At 63.2% G+C, this 16,202-nt stretch carries 7 protein-coding genes; 6 read left to right on the top strand and 1 reads right to left on the bottom strand.

All coding sequences use genetic code 11. The features are described 5' to 3' along the window. The first annotated feature begins 9 nt into the window (after nucleotides 1-9). The 5 genes from hutU (at nucleotide 10) to IHQ72_RS24850 (ending at nucleotide 14,208) form a co-directional block, all read left to right on the top strand. Complete coding sequence (hutU, locus tag IHQ72_RS24870) at nucleotides 10-1,680, top strand: urocanate hydratase (protein ID WP_258117921.1); 1,671 nt, start codon at nucleotides 10-12, stop codon at nucleotides 1,678-1,680. A gap of 8 nt (nucleotides 1,681-1,688) precedes the next feature. Further along, complete coding sequence (locus IHQ72_RS24865; protein WP_258117920.1) at nucleotides 1,689-2,276, top strand: HutD/Ves family protein; 588 nt, start codon at nucleotides 1,689-1,691, stop codon at nucleotides 2,274-2,276. A 246-nt stretch (nucleotides 2,277-2,522) separates the two neighbouring features. Beyond that, the gene (locus IHQ72_RS24860) at nucleotides 2,523-11,084 is read left to right on the top strand and encodes a glycoside hydrolase family 94 protein (protein ID WP_258117919.1); all 8,562 of its coding nucleotides are present in this window, start codon (nucleotides 2,523-2,525) and stop codon (nucleotides 11,082-11,084) included. A 360-nt stretch (nucleotides 11,085-11,444) separates the two neighbouring features. Beyond that, nucleotides 11,445-13,217 (top strand): glucan ABC transporter ATP-binding protein/ permease, encoded by a 1,773-nt coding sequence (locus IHQ72_RS24855; RefSeq protein ID WP_258117918.1) that lies wholly within the window; start codon nucleotides 11,445-11,447, stop codon nucleotides 13,215-13,217. 226 nt (nucleotides 13,218-13,443) lie between these two features. Further along, nucleotides 13,444-14,208, top strand: coding sequence for a heme ABC transporter permease (locus tag IHQ72_RS24850; RefSeq protein WP_258117917.1), 765 nt, complete (start codon nucleotides 13,444-13,446; stop codon nucleotides 14,206-14,208). A gap of 95 nt (nucleotides 14,209-14,303) precedes the next feature. On the opposite strand, the gene IHQ72_RS24845 is transcribed toward IHQ72_RS24850, so the two are convergent. Further along, the gene (locus tag IHQ72_RS24845) at nucleotides 14,304-15,362 is read right to left on the bottom strand and encodes a D-TA family PLP-dependent enzyme (RefSeq protein WP_258117916.1); all 1,059 of its coding nucleotides are present in this window, start codon (nucleotides 15,360-15,362) and stop codon (nucleotides 14,304-14,306) included. Between the two features lie 151 nt (nucleotides 15,363-15,513). On the opposite strand from IHQ72_RS24845, the gene IHQ72_RS24840 reads away from it, so the two are divergent. Further along, nucleotides 15,514-16,200, top strand: coding sequence for a D-lyxose/D-mannose family sugar isomerase (locus IHQ72_RS24840; RefSeq protein ID WP_258117914.1), 687 nt, complete (start codon nucleotides 15,514-15,516; stop codon nucleotides 16,198-16,200). Nucleotides 16,201-16,202: the final 2 nt, after the last annotated feature.

Here is a 16,202-nt window from a genome sequence, read left to right as displayed (position 1 = left end):
AGTGACGCCATGACCGATCCTCGACATAACATCCGCGAAGTCCGCAGCCCGCGCGGCAGCGAGCTCAACGCCCGCACGTGGCTGACGGAAGCGCCGTTGCGCATGCTGATGAACAATCTCGATCCCGACGTCGCCGAAAACCCCAACGAACTGGTTGTCTATGGCGGCATCGGCCGGGCGGCGCGCACCTGGAACGACTTTGATCGCATCGTCGCCTCTCTGAAGACGCTTGGAGATGACGAGACGCTTCTGGTGCAGTCCGGCAAGCCGGTCGGCGTGTTTCGGACTCACACCGATGCGCCGCGCGTGCTGATCGCCAATTCCAACCTCGTGCCGCACTGGGCGACATGGGAGAAGTTCAACGATCTCGATAAGAAGGGCCTGATGATGTACGGCCAGATGACGGCCGGTTCGTGGATATACATCGGCACGCAAGGCATCGTGCAGGGCACCTACGAGACCTTCGTCGAGGCCGGCCGCCAGCATTATGGCGGCAATCTCAGAGGCAAATGGATCCTGACCGGCGGCCTCGGCGGCATGGGCGGCGCCCAGCCGCTGGCCGCGGTGATGGCCGGCGCCTGCTGCCTGGCAATCGAATGCGACCCCGACCGCATCGATTTCAGGCTGCGCACCCGATATGTCGACGAACGCGCCGACACGCTCGACGAGGCGCTGGAAAAGATCGAGCGCTGGACCAGGGTCGGCGAGGCGAAATCGGTCGGTCTGGTCGGCAACACCGCCGACTTCGTGCCGGAACTGGTGCGGCGTGGCCTGCGCCCCGACTTAGTCACCGACCAGACGTCGGCGCATGATCCGCTCAACGGCTATCTGCCCAAGGGCTGGTCGCTCGCCGAATGGCGCGAGAAGCGCGCCAGCGACCCGAAGGCGGTCGAAAAGGCGGCGCGCGCGTCGATGCGCGAACATGTCGAGGCGATGGTGGCGTTCTGGAACGCCGGCGTGCCGACGCTCGACTATGGCAACAACATCCGTCAGGTGGCGATGGAGGAAGGGTTCGAGAACGCCTTTGCCTTCCCTGGTTTCGTGCCGGCCTACATCCGACCGCTGTTTTGCCGCGGCATCGGCCCGTTTCGCTGGGCAGCCCTCTCAGGCGATCCCGAGGACATCTACAAGACCGACGCCAAGGTCCGCGAATTGACGCCCGGCAACACCCACCTGCACAACTGGCTCGACATGGCGCGTGAGCGCATCGCGTTCCAGGGTCTGCCGGCGCGCATCTGCTGGGTCGGTCTCGGCGACCGCCACCGGCTCGGCCTCGCCTTCAACGAGATGGTGGCGAAGGGCGAGCTCAAGGCGCCGGTGGTCATCGGCCGCGATCATCTTGATTCCGGCTCGGTTGCCTCGCCGAACCGCGAGACCGAATCGATGAAGGACGGCTCCGACGCCGTGTCCGACTGGCCGTTGCTCAATGCGCTGCTCAACACCGCCTCCGGCGCAACCTGGGTATCGCTTCATCATGGCGGCGGCGTCGGCATGGGTTTTTCGCAGCATGCCGGCATGGTCATCGTCGCCGACGGCACACGCGAAGCGGCCAAACGTCTGGAGCGGGTGCTGTGGAACGACCCCGCAACCGGCGTCATGCGCCACGCCGATGCCGGCTATGACATCGCCATCGACTGCGCCAGGGAGCACCAACTCAACCTGCCAGGCATTCTCGGCTGAGCCGCGCCTTGCGCATTCTCCGGGCAGCCGCATACCGGTCTATGCCGTGGAAGAACGGCGGCGGGGTGACGACGGAAATCGCCGTCTCGCCCGCAGGTGCTGCGCTCGACGATTTCGACTGGCGCATCTCCATGGCTCGCGTCGAAAGCGGCGGGCCATTCTCCGGGTTTGCCGGAGTGGACCGAACCTTGGCCGTGCTGGAAGGCGAGGGGATCATCCTTGATATCGCCGGCCGCCCGGCGGCTACGGTGACCAAAGCTTCCGCCCCACTTTCCTTTCCGGCCGATGTGCCGACGCAAGCGGCGCTGATCGCCGGTCCGATCACCGATCTCAACGTCATGACGCGGCGCGGACGGATGACCCACGCCGTCGAGCGCGTGGTGATTTCGGCCCCGACAGATATCCAGTCGGTGGCCGACGCGACCCTCATCCTGTGTTTTGACGGCGAGATCACGGTGGCCGGCGCGACGCCTGTCCGCATCGGGCCGCGCGACACGCTGTTGCTCGGGCCGGACGCCCTAAAACGGCGCCTGGAGCCTGCCCGAACGGCGACGCTGTTCGTGATCAGGATCGAACGGGTTGCTGCAAACGATTAACGCCTGTTTCGAAACATGATCGCAGCACCGGCGAAATATGCCGTAAGCTCAAGTCCACATCACGAAAAAGCCCGAATCCTTCCTTCGATCAAGTCTCGGCGGGAGCGAAGGGGTGATCGTCTGAAAGTTGTGGTGCGAAAACAAACTTTCGACCTGTGTTTCGATGCAACCAATTGCATTTGAATCGGTTTTAGGGACATTGCCGTGGCGGTGACGCCGCTATGCGTCCCCCATGCGGAATTTTCAATGAATATTCAGACGGCCCCCACCCAAATGGAAAAGACGAGCGCGGGCTTCCCGGCCGTCACCGAAGAGCCGATACGCTCCAATTTCCTCCCGGAAGAGCGCCTGCGCACGCTGGGTACAAGCCTCGCCAAGGGCGACGTCAAGGATCTGTTCGGCCTGGATCCGTTCGATTTCCAGCCACGCGTCCGCGACAGCGCCAGCAAGATCCTCGAAGTCTACCGCTCGACCAATGCCGCACAGGCGAGGGGCGAGACAATCACGCCGGCGGCGCAATGGCTGCTCGACAACAACTATCTGGTTGAGGAAACCATCTTCCAGGTCAAGCGCGACCTGCCGCGCCGTTTCTATCGGCAGTTACCGACGCTGAAGCTTTCCGACGGCGCCAGCGTGCCGCGCGCGCTTGCGTTGGCCTGGACCTATGTCGCCCATTCGGACAGTTCCGTCTCGGCGACCATGTTCAAGGCGATCGTCGAAGGCTTTCAGTCCGTGGAGCCGCTGAAGATCGGCGAACTCTGGGCGCTGCCATCGCTGCTGCGCTTCGTTCTGATCGAAAATCTTCGCCGGATCGCGGTCCGGGTCAATCGTACCCGGCAGATGCGCCAGATTGCCAACGAGGTTGCCGACCGCGTGCTGGCGATCGACGACAGCGCCGACCGTCAGGCGATCCTGTCGAACTACGTCGCCCATGCACAGGACACCACCTTCGCCACCCAATTGCTCTACCGCCTGCGCGACGGGTCGCAAAATGCCGGCAGGGCGCTGGAATGGCTGGAGGGCGAGCTTGAAAAGTCCGGCTCCGATGCCGAGGAAATCATCATCAGCGAACATCGCACGCTGTCCGGCGGCAATGTAACCACCGGCAACATCATCCGCGGCCTCAGGCTTATCAACGATATCGACTGGACGGTTTGGTTCGAAGGTGTCAGCCGCATCGACACCTTGCTGCGCGAGCGCACCGATTTCGCCGCGCTCGATTTCTTCTCGCGCGACCAGTACCGGACCGCGATCGAGGAAATGGCGCGCCGCTCCGATCGTTCCGAATTCCGCGTTGCCGAAAAGGCGATCGAACTCGCCGGCCATGCCGCTGTCGCCGATACCACCGGCACCGGTCCGACCGCTCACACCGACGTCGGGTTCTTTCTGGTCGGCCCGCGCCGGCTGGAACTGGAAAAAGCGATCGGCTATCGGCCGACCGTCAGCGTCACGATCAAACGGGCGTTCGGCAAGACCGGATGGCTGGGCATTGTCGTGCCAGTGTTCACGCTGACGGTCCTGCTTCTGGTCCTCTCCGGCAACGCCCTTGCCAATCTCGGCCTGGCCATACCGTCGATCGTCTTGATGCTGGCGCTGTTTGCCGTGCCGGCCAGCGAAGGCGCGCTTGCCTTCTTCAACACCGTCGTATCGTTGTTCCTGAAGCCCACCCGCCTCGTCGGCTACGACTACAGACGCGGCATGCCGCCCGAGGCGCGCACGCTGGTGGTGGTGCCGTCGCTGATCGGCTCGCGCGACGACGTCGAGGAGAACATCCGCAACATCGAAGTGCATCACCTGGCCAACACCGCGGACGAAATCCATTTCGCTCTGCTTTCGGACTGGCCGGACAGCAAAACCGAAATCGATGCGGCGGATATTGAGATCCTCCAATATGCTCGCGACGAGATCGCACGGCTGAACGCCCGCTATCCCAGCGAAGGCGCGCCGCGTTTCTACGTCCTGCATCGCCGGCGGCTCTACAATGAATCCCAGGGCGCCTGGATGGGCTGGGAACGCAAGCGCGGCAAGTTGCACGAACTGAACCTTCTGCTGCGCGGTGACAGCGACACCACCTTCCTGCCGCTGGATGTGCCGTTGCCTGAAAACGTCATCCATGTGATGACGCTGGACGCCGACACGCGCACCACCCGCGATGCCGTCGCCAGTTTGGTTGGCAAGCTTTGCCATCCGCTCAACCGCCCGCATTACGATGCGGCAAAGCGCGTTGTCACCGCCGGCTACACCATCCTGCAGCCGCGCATCACCGCCTCGCTGACCAGCGGCGACGACGCATCCTTCTTCCAGCGGGTCTTTTCCGCCAATCGCGGCCTCGATCCCTACGTATTTGCCGTCTCGGATATCTACCAGGACGTCTTCGGCGACGGCTCCTTCACCGGCAAGGGCCTCTATCACGTCGACGCCTTCGAAGCGGCGCTGAAGGGCCGCATCGAAGAAAACACCATCCTCAGCCACGATCTGCTCGAAGGCGCCTTGGCACGCGCGGCGCTGGTCACGGACGTCGAACTGGTCGAGGACTATCCGACCCGCTATTCGGTCGACGCGTCGCGCCACCATCGCTGGGCACGCGGCGACTGGCAGCTTCTGGGCTTCATTCTCGATCCACGCTCCGGCGTGCCGGCGCTGTCGCGCTGGAAGATGGTCGACAATCTGCGCCGCTCGCTGACGCCGATCTTCTGGGTGATGGCGGCGATCGCCGGCTGGACGTTGCTGCCTTTCACGCAGGCCGCGCAATGGCAGGCGCTGTTGATCCTCACACTGTTCATGGCGCCGACATTCGACATCGTCCACGCCATCCTGCCGAAAAGCGGCGACCAGACGCCGCGCGGCCATTTCTCGGCGCTGGCGCGAGACGTTGTCTTCGGCACCGCCCTGGTAGCGCTGAAGATCGTGCTGATGGCGCATCTGGCCTGGATGATGGGCGATGCCATCATTCGCACGCTCTACCGTTTGTTCGTCACTCGGCAGAACCTGCTCGAGTGGCGCACTGCCTCGCAGGCGCACAAGAACGGCGACAACGATCTCGGCTCCTATTACGGCATGATGTATGGCGCGGTGATTGTCGGCGTCGTCGGGCTTGCCATCCCTGTTCTGGCCGATTCCACCGGAGCTTTCGTTGCCTTCTTCTTCGCGCTGTTCTGGATCGGTTCGCCGGCCTTCGCCTTCTGGATCAGCCGCTCGGCCGAAACCGAGGACCGTTTGCGCATATCGGCGGCGGATATCCATGCTCTGCGCACGGTTGCGCGGCGCACATGGCATTATTTCGAGACCTTCGTGACGGCCGAGCATCACAATCTGCCGCCCGATAATTTCCAGGAAAGTCCGGCACCTGTCGTGGCGCCCCGCACCTCGCCGACCAATATCGGCGTCTATCTCCTGTCGGTGATTTCGGCGCGCGACTTCGGCTGGATCAGCCTGTCCGACGCGACCACCCGCATCGACGCGACGATGTCGACCATCGAGAGCATGCCGCGTGAGCGCGGCCATCTCTTCAACTGGTATGACACGACGACGCTGAAACCGCTCTATCCGCTCTACATTTCCGCCGTCGATAGCGGCAATCTTGCCGGCCATCTGGTGGCGGTGGCGGCCGCCTGCGCCGAATGGGCGGAAGCGCCTGCAGTCCACCTTCAGGGCGACTTCGAGGGTATCCTCGATACGGTGACGATCCTCGACGAAAGCCTGGCGGAGTTGCCTGACGACCGTCGCCAGTTGCGGCCGTTGCGCCAGCGGCTCGCCGATCGCCTCGACGGCATGCGGCGGGCGGTCGAATCGATCAAGGCACAGCCCGAGATGGCATCGATCCGCACCATCAACCTGGCCGTTCTGGCCGGCGAGATCCGCAAGCTCGCCATCGCCATCCATACCGAGGCCGCATCGACGCGGAGCGATACCATCGCCGACTGGGCGGCGAGACTGGAAGCCACCTGCGAAGCGCATGTCCATGACGCGCATAGCGACGACAATGCCGTCGAAGCCTTGCGGGCCAAGCTTCTTTCGCTGCGCGAGCGCGCGCGTCGCTTCGCCTTTGAGATGGATTTCTCCTTCCTCATGCGGAAGGAACGCAAGCTCCTGTCGATCGGCTACCGGGTCGAGGAGCATCAGCTCGACGAAAGCTGCTACGACCTCCTGGCTTCCGAGGCGCGGCTGACCAGCCTGTTCGCCATCGCCAAGGGCGATTTGCCGACGGAGCACTGGTTCCACCTCGGCCGGCCGATCGTCGAGATCGGGTTCAAGGGCGCACTGATGTCCTGGTCCGGCTCGATGTTCGAGTATCTGATGCCGCCGTTGGTGATGAAAGAGGCCCAAGGCAGCATCCTCAACCAGACCAGCAAGCTCATCATCAAACGTCAGATCCAGTACGGCCGCTCGAAGAACGTGCCCTGGGGGATTTCGGAAGCGGCCTACAATGCCCGCGACCGCGAACTGACCTACCAGTACACCAATTTCGGCGTGCCCGGGCTGGGGCTGAAGCGAGGTCTTGGCCAGAACACGGTGATTGCGCCTTATGCAACCGTGCTGGCGGCGCAGTTCACCCCGCGTGAATCGGTGCAGAACCTGGCCAGGCTGAGGCAGCTCGGCGCCCTTGGCCGGCACGGCTTCTACGATGCGGTCGATTTCACGCCGCAGCGCGTGCCGGAGGGCACCGACCATGTCGTTGTGCTGAACTACATGGCCCACCATTCCGGCATGTCGATCGCCGCCGTTGCCGACGCCATCTTCGAAGGACGCCTGCGCGACCGCTTCCACAGCGATCCGGTGATCGAGTCGGCCGAGTTGCTGCTGCAGGAAAGGGCGCCGCGCGACATCCCGACCGCCACCGTCAGAACCGAGGCCGACGAACGGTCGAAGGACGAAACGGAAGTCGAGAGCCCCGACACGCGCATCGTGCTCAATCCGCTCAAGGCGCTGCGTTCGACCAGCGTCATGTCCAACGGCCGCTACTCGGTCATGGTCACCGCGACCGGCTCCGGCTATAGCCGCTGGGGCGAGCTTGCCGTCACGCGCTGGCAGCCGGATCCAACCGAGGATCGGCTTGGCTCCTATATCTTCCTGCGCGACGCCGGCACCGGCGACTGGTGGTCGGCCACCGCCGAGCCAAAGCGTGCAACCGACGAAGAGGTGCAGACGCTGTTCTCCGACGACAAGGCGAGTTTCATCAAGTCGGTGGGATCACTGCGTTCGGAGGTCGAATGCATCGTCATCTCGGAAGGAAACGGCGAAGGCCGGCGGGTGACGCTCTACAATGACGGCCCCGTCGATCGGCATATCGAAGTGACCTCCTTTGCCGAACTGGTGCTGGGCTCCGACGCATCCGACAATGCGCATCCGGCCTTCTCGAAAATGTTCGTGGAAACCGAAATCGCTGCGAATAACGCGGCGATCTTCGCCACAAGACGCAAGCGGGAAACGGACGAGCCTGATGTCACCATGGTGCATTTCGTCACCGACCCGTCTGGGTCGACGCGCGACGCCGAGGCCGAAACCGACCGGCGCGCCTTCATCGGCCGCGGCCGCACCATTGTCGAGGCCGCGGCATTCGATCCCGGCGCCAAGCTTGGCGGCCATTCCGGCTTCACGCTGGATCCGGTCGCAGCACTTCGCCGACAGGTGCGCGTGCCGGCCAACAAAAAGATATCGCTGACCTTCTGGACTGCCGTCGGCGCCAACCGTGCCGAACTCGAAGATGCTATTGCGCGGCTCGATCATCCGGAAGCCTTCGCCCGCCAGGCGATGCTCGCCTGGACCCGCTCACAGGTGCAGACCCGTCATCTCGGCCTCAGCCTTGCCGATGCCGCCAATGTGCAGAACCTGGCGCGCTATCTGATCTATCCTGATCCGTTCCTGCGCCTTCCGGCCGAATCGATCGCTTCCGGGCTCGGCAAGCAGTCGGGCCTGTGGCCGACCAGCATATCCGGCGACTTTCCGATTTTCCTGGTCAGGATCGGCGATGTCGCCGATCTCGAAATCGTTGCCCAGGCGCTCCGCTTCCAGGAATATATGCGCGCCCGCGGCATGATGATCGACTTTGTCGTCGTCAACGAGCAGGCTTCATCCTACGTGCAGGATCTGCAACGGGCAGTCGAGACGCTGTGCGAAAACAGCCGCCTGCGCGGCAAGGAACTCGGACCCCGCCAGCACATCTTCGCGGTGCGCCGCGATCTGATGGACGAGACGACCTACAAGACGCTGCTCGCCGTCGCCCGCGTCGCCCTGCACACGCGAAACGGCACCATCTTCGATCAGATCGAGCGCGCCGAGGCCGCTGCGCTGCAAGCGCGGGACGCTTTGCAGCCGGCAGGTGCAGCAGCGCTTCGTGAACCGTCTCCGCCGGCGCCACAGACATGGGCTGCCCAGGCCTCGGTCGAAGGCAGCGCCGACGGCAGCGGGCTCAACCAGTGGAACGGTTTTGGCGGCTTCGAGGGCGACGGACGCCACTATGTCGTGCGCCTTGCTGGCCGGCGCACGACGCCGCAGCCCTGGATCAACGTCGTCTCCAACGCCTCGTTCGGTTTCCATGTTTCGGCTGAAGGTGCTGCTTTCACCTGGAGCCGAAACAGCCGCGACTATCAACTGACGCCGTGGGCGAATGACCCGGTCACCAACCGGCCCGGCGAGGGCATCTATATCTACGATCATGCCAACGGCCGGGCGTTCGCGCCGCTGGCCGCAGTGGTGCGCGATCCCGCCATGACCTACGAAACATGGCACGGACAGGGTTTTTCGACCTTCCGTTCGAAGCGCGGACCGCTGTCGATGGACCTGACCCATGTGGTGGATCCTGTCGATCCGGTGAAAATCTCCCGATTGCGCATCCAGAATTCGGGTTCGGTGCCGGCGCGCCTGCGCGTTTATGCCTACGCGGAATGGGTTCTTGGCAGCCATCGTTCGCGCACGGCGGCGACCATCGTTCCATCCAGGGATGCTGCGACGGGCGCGTTGCTGGCGCAAAATCCCTACGGGCTCGACTTCAGCGAGCGGGTCGCCTTCCTGGCCGCCGACGGCGCGGCACACTCGGTGACGGCCGACCGCGGCGAGTTCATCGGCCGAAACGGCACGAGCGAACTTCCGCATGCCGTGCTCAGCGGCGCCAGCCTGTCGGGCCGCGTCGAGGCCGGCGACGATCCTTGTGCTGCAATTGCACGCGACGTCGACATCCCTGCCGGCGGCGACGTGACGCTGCTCTGGCTGCTCGGCGATGCAGCCTCTGCCGAGGAAGCCAGCGCGCTGGTACAGCATCATTGCAGCAAGGATTTCGATCAGCGGCTGGCTGACAATGAACGCACCTGGCGAGGGTTTCTCGACACCATCCAGGTCGAGACGCCGGACAAGGCGCTCAACGCCATGGTCAACCACTGGCTGCCCTATCAGAGCCTTGCCTGCCGCATCCGCGCCCGCTCGGCGTTTTACCAGGCGAGCGGCGCCTTTGGCTTCCGCGATCAGTTGCAGGACACGCTGGCCCTGCTTGTCCATGATCCGAACCTGGCGCGCGACCAGATCCTCAACGCGGCGCGGCGGCAATTCCCCGAAGGCGACGTGCAGCATTGGTGGCTGCCGCGCACCGAGGCAGGCGTCCGCACCATGATTTCCGACGACGTGGTCTGGCTCGCCCATGCCACGGCACACTACTTGCAGGTGACCGGCGATACCGCGATCCTCAGGGAACAACTGCCCTTCATCGACGGGCCGCCTCTGGAAGAAGGCGAGCACGACGCCTTCTTCACCCCGGAGATATCGAAGAAGACCGCTTCACTCTATGATCATTGCGCACGTGCACTTGACCTTGCCATCAAGCGCAGCAGCTCCGCCGGACTGCCGCTGATCCTCGGTGGCGACTGGAACGACGGCATGAACCGTGTCGGCGAGCACGGAAAGGGCGAGAGCGTCTGGCTGGGCTGGTTCCTGCTGAAGACGCTGGGAGACTTTGCACCTGTCGCCAAGGCGGAAGGCGATACCAAGCGTGCGCAAGCCTGGACAAAACACGCCGACGTGCTGAAGCGGGCGTTGGAAAGCACCGCCTGGGATGGTGAATGGTATCGTCGCGGCAGTTTCGACGACGGCACGCCGCTGGGGTCGCGCGGTTCGCAGGAGTGCAAGATCGACTCGATTGCCCAGTCGTGGAGCGTGCTGTCGGGAGAGGGCGATCCGGCGCGGTCGACGACGGCGATGCAGCAGGCATTGAAAATGCTCGTCGACGACGAGCTCAAGATCGTCAAGCTTTTCACCCCGCCCTTCTCCAGGACGGAACAGAACCCAGGCTACATCAAGAGCTACCCGCCGGGTGTCCGTGAAAACGGCGGCCAGTACACCCACGCGGCGACATGGTTCGTCATTGCGCTCGCCGAAATGGGGCGCACCGACGACGCCTACCGCTGTCTCTCGATGCTCAACCCGGTCAACCACGCGCTCGACGAAGCCGCTGCCGAGCACTACCGCGTCGAGCCTTATGTCGTCGCGGCCGACGTCTACGCCGGGCAAGGCAAGGGCGGCCGCGGCGGCTGGACCTGGTATACCGGCTCGGCCGGCTGGCTTTACCGCGCGGCGGTCGAGGGCATCCTCGGCATTGAGCGCAGGGGCGAGCGCATCCAGTTCAGGCCGAAACTCCCCAGCCATTGGGATGGTTATACAGCAACGCTCAGGGTGCTGGGGGCCGAACTCAGGGTTCGCGTTGTCCGCGACGCCAAGGTCAAAGCCATCTCGCTTGAGGTAGATGGTAAAAAGACGAAGGCGTCGTCTTTCGAACCGAAAGCCGGCGACAAGACTGAGGTGGTCGTCAGGATACCGGCGTAGTTTCAAGGATTTGGAGCGTCTTTGCACGTCTTGGGGGCGCTCATTGTTTAAGCGTGCTCTAGAAATTCTATTGCGCATGAGCTCTCCAAAAAGCCGATGCAGGCTTTTGTGATCCGTACATAACCAGTTGCTGATTAAAATTGCGGCAGTGCTTGCAGCCTGCCACGATTCTGCCGCAAGGCTGACATTTTACCTTTTTTCTCAAACCGTTAGGTGATCACGACAGATTTCGCAGCGTCGCCATCTTTTGTTCGCGAATTGGGAACTGAAGAGGTACACGAGCATTGTTTCGCGACACGTCAACAGGTACGAGTCAGAAAATGATGCAGTGCACAATAACAATTTGCCGGAGTAGCTGAAGTGTCCCTTCTGCAGATCTACTGGAGAGCGCTTGGTTATCTCGCCGCCGACAGGAAACGCGTAGCGTTTATCTGCGGAGCGAATGTCGCGCTTGCCATTATCGCCATCCTTGAGCCGATCATGTTCGGACGGGTGATCGATGCTATTTCGGACGGCGGCTCGGTCTTTTCGACGCTCGCCGTATGGGCCGGTATCGGCGTCTTCAACGTCGTCGCCTTCGTTCTGGTGGCGCGCGGCGCTGACCGCTTTGCCCATGCACGGCGCAGCGAGGTGCTTTGCCAGTCATTCGAGCGCGTGATCACCATGCCGCTTGCTTGGCATCATCAGCGCGGCACCTCCAATTCCCTGCATACGCTTCTGCGCGCGGTCGAGACCTTGTTCAGTCTCTGGCTCGAGTTCATGAGGCAGCATTTGTCCACCGTTGTCGCACTGGTTCTGCTGGTGCCGACGGCGCTCAGCATGGATATTCGCATGTCGATGGTCCTGCTGGCGCTGGGCGCGCTGTACGTCGGGATCGGGCGGCTGGTGATGCGTCGTACCAGGGAAGGCCAGGCGTCCGTGGAACGGCACTTTCACCAAGTGTTCGCACATGTGAGCGACTCGGTCAGCAATGTCGCCGTGCTGCAGAGCTACAATCGCATCGGCCACGAGACCGACGCCTTGAAGCGTTATGTCAAGAATCTGCTTGATGCCCAGTATCCGGTGCTCGACTGGTGGGCACTGGCCAACGCTCTGCACCGCCTGTCGTCGACCATTTCGATGATGGTCGTGCTGTTGATCGGCTCCTATCTGGTCATGCATGGCCAATTGCGTATCGGTGACGTCATCGCCTTTACCGGCTTTGCCACGCTGCTGATTGCCCGGCTCGACCAGATGTCGGCCTTCGCCAACCAGATTTCGGAAGCCAGGGCCAAGCTCGAGGAATTTTATCGCCTTGAGGACTCCGCGGCCGACGCCGCCGAGCCGGACGGGTTGCGTGACCTGGTCAACGTCACTGGTCATGTGCGTTTTGAAAACGTCAGCTTCGAATTCGCCAATTCGGGGCAGGGCGTGAACGACGTGTCATTCGAGGTCCATGCCGGCCAGACCGTGGCCATCGTCGGTCCGACGGGCGCAGGCAAGACCACGCTCATCAATCTTTTGCAGCGCGTCTTTGCGCCGTCGAGCGGCCGTATCCTGATCGATGGCATCGATACCCGCACGGTGACCCGCAAGTCGCTGCGCCACTCGATCGCCACCGTTTTCCAGGATGCGGGCCTGCTCAACCGCTCGATCGAGGACAATATCCGGGTCGGGCGCGCCGAGGCGACCTATGATGAGGTCCACGCCGCCGCCAACGCCGCTGCCGCGCAGGATTTCATCCTGTCGAAGAGCAACGGCTACGATACGGTCGTCGGCGAACGCGGCGGACAGCTTTCGGGCGGCGAGCGCCAGCGTATCGCGATCGCGCGCGCCGTTCTGAAGGATTCGCCCATCCTGGTGCTCGATGAAGCGACCAGCGCGCTTGACGTCGAGACGGAAGACCGCGTCAAGGAAGCGATCGACGAATTGCGTCGCGGCCGCACCACCTTCATCATCGCCCACCGCCTGACCACCGTTCGCGATGCCGATCTGGTCGTGTTCATGGACAAGGGCAAGGTGGTCGAAATGGGTGGGTTCGCCGAATTGTCGATGCGCAATGGCCGCTTCGCCAGCCTGCTGCGCGCCGGCGGCCTGCTCAACGACGAGGAAGTCCGCCGCCTCAGCCGCACCATCACGGACGAGGCCGCCTGAGCGGCCAGGCTCGCCCTTCTCCCCTTGTGGGAGAAGGTGGCCGAGCGAAGCTCGGTCGGATGAGGGGTGTTCCAGCTTGGCGCCGGCCTCGCTCCGTCCAGCACCCCTCAACCGTCTTGGCGCTGCGCGCCAATCCACCTTCTCCCACAGGGGGAGAAGGGAACGCCCCACCTGCGACACCGCCACTCGATTGCCCCAAACGCGTCGTCGGTTTATGTAAAGCCGCATGAGTGACCTGACTTCACGCCTCAGCGGGTGGATGGATTTCGCCAACCCGACGCGGTTTGTCGGTTTGGCCGACAAGGTGGTGCCGTGGCTTGCGACCATCGCCACACTCATCCTGGCCGCCGGGCTCTATATGAGCTTCACTGCGCCGGAGGATTTCCAGCAAGGCATCACCGTGCGCATCATGTATATCCATGTGCCCTTCGCCTGGCTGGCCATGATGTGTTTCACGCTGATGGCGGTTTTCGCGTTGGGCACGCTGGTATGGCGCCATCCGCTGGCCGACGTCGCGCTGAAATCGGCGGCACCCATCGGCGCCGTCTTTACAGCGCTCGCGCTGATCACCGGTTCGATCTGGGGCAAGCCGATGTGGGGCACCTGGTGGGTGTGGGACGCGCGGCTGACGTCGGTGTTCGTGCTGTTTCTGATGTATCTCGGCATCATCGCACTGACGCGGGCACTCGACGATGCGGCGCGCGCCGCCTGGGCCGCCGCAATCATCACCTTGGTCGGCTTCATCAACATCCCGATCATCAAATTCTCGGTCGACTGGTGGAACACGCTGCATCAACCGGCTTCGGTGTTCCGGCTCGGCGGGCCGACCATCGATCCCAGCCTGTTGCGGCCGTTGCTGGTAATGGCTCTGGGCTTTACCTTGCTGTTTTTCGCGCTGCATCTGATGGCGATGCGCACGGAAATCCGACGTCGCCGGGTCATTTCCATGCGCCGTGTTGCGGCGAGGCAGGCAGAACGGCAATCAGCTTGACTAATTTCAGATTTGCCCGGCCCTTCGCAGGCCCGGGGGGTTCGAAGCTCGAAAAGCCAAGCAATTGGCTTTCCGTCCGCTCCGCGGACCGCTTCTCACCCCATGCGGCCGCGCGCCGCCACCGGCAGCGTCTCCAGCACCCGTTCTGCGGCGATCAGATGCACCTCGTCGAACAGATTGGTGACGACGCAGCAATGGTCGGGCGCGACGCGCACGCGCTCGCCGATACGCAGCCGGGCGTCGCCGGAAAGCGTGACGTTGCCGTGCTCTTCGCTGAGGCTGGTGACGATAGCGCCCGGAACGCCCAGCAATTCGCCGAAATCGGCCAGCCCCAGCGTGTCGCTGGACAAGGCCTTGCTGCCGGCATCGAGGATGGCCCGTGTCGGCGTCGGATGGCTGACCACCGTCGACAGCACCGTCAGCGCGCAATCGTCGAGGCTTCCGACGCCCTTGGCGACCTGGTAGCGGTCGAGATAGATGTAGGTGCCGGGGCGGTACTCGGTGACGACGGAAGCCTCGCTCGAGCGCCACATATCCGGCGTGCCGCCGCTGGAGATGCGTTGGCAGGCGAGGCCGGACGCGGCGAGCGCGTTGCGCGCATCGTCGAGCCACGCCTCGGCCTCGGCAGCGCGGCCTGCCGCCGGATAGGTCATCAGCCCGCCGAAGGCGAGCCCCTTGGCCTTGTCGATCTCTCTGGCCAATGCGACCGCCTCGCTGGCCGACTGGACGCCGCAGCGGCCCATGCCGGTGTCGCATTCCACCAGTACCTGTAGCGGCTGGCCTCGATCGGTGAAGGTGGCGTCGAGTCCGTTAAGCGTTTCCATGCTGTCTGATGTCACCGACAGCGTCACACGGCCGTGCAGCGCCTTGAGGCGCTCCAGCTTGGCCCTGCCCAGAATGTTGTAAGGCAGAAAAATGTCGGTGAGGCCGGCCTCGGCCATCACCTCGGCTTCACCGATCTTCTGGCAGGTGATGCCGACCGCACCGGCTGCGATCTGCTTCTTTGCCCAGTAAGGCAGTTTGTGGGTCTTGATATGCGGCCTGAGCTTCAGCCCTTGGCGGTCGGCGTGGGCCTGCGCCCGCGCGATATTGGCTTCGGCGCGGTCGACATCGATCAGGATCGCCAGCGTGTCGAGGTCGTCTATGCTCAGCATGGAATGCCACCATCAGGAAACTGGTTGCCGTTATGACCTTGATCGAAGCGGATGTCATGAGGCCAACTCATGCGGTTTACGTCGACACCGCATCGGCGTTCGGCTATTCGGTTTGGAGATCGCCTAGGCCGACGGGAAGGAAACCACGACCATGAAACGCTCCACCATCAATGATATCATCCGCGACGCCGATGCCTTCATCCGTTCGTTCGGCTACATCATGCCGCGCTTCGCCTATTGGACCCCGGAACAGATGAAGGCGCGCCGGCAGGATTCGTCGGCCATCTTCTCCTCCCGGCTCGGCTGGGATATCACCGACTACGGCCAGGGCAAGTTCGACGAGCTCGGCCTCTTCCTGTTCACCGTTCGCAACGGTCGCTACGAGGACATGAAGAAGGGCATGGGCATGCTCTATGCCGAAAAGATCATGATCTCGCGCAAGGATCAGCTGTCGCCAATGCATCGCCACAACATCAAGGCCGAAGACATCATCAATCGTGGTGGCGGCAAGCTGGTGCTGGAACTGTTCATGCACGATCGCGATGGCGGCATCGATCCGACGGCCGAAGTATCGGTGCCTGTCGACGGAACCATCCACCGGCTGCCGGCGGGCGGGCTGCTGAAGCTCGATCCGGGCGAGAGCGTCACGCTTTTGCCAGGCGTCTGGCATGCGTTCTGGGCCGAGGGCAAGGATGTGCTGATTGGCGAGGTGTCGACCGTCAACGACGATCTCACCGACAATGTCTTCCGCGAACCGATCGGCCGCTTCGCGGACATCGACGAGGATGTCGCGCCGCTGCACCTCTTGGTGTCCGACTACGAGAAGTGGATCGGGTAAGG

The sequence above is a fragment of the Mesorhizobium onobrychidis genome (assembly GCF_024707545.1).
Taxonomy (GTDB): Bacteria; Pseudomonadota; Alphaproteobacteria; order Rhizobiales; family Rhizobiaceae; genus Mesorhizobium; species Mesorhizobium onobrychidis.
This window is presented reverse-complemented; position numbering and strand designations above follow the sequence as displayed.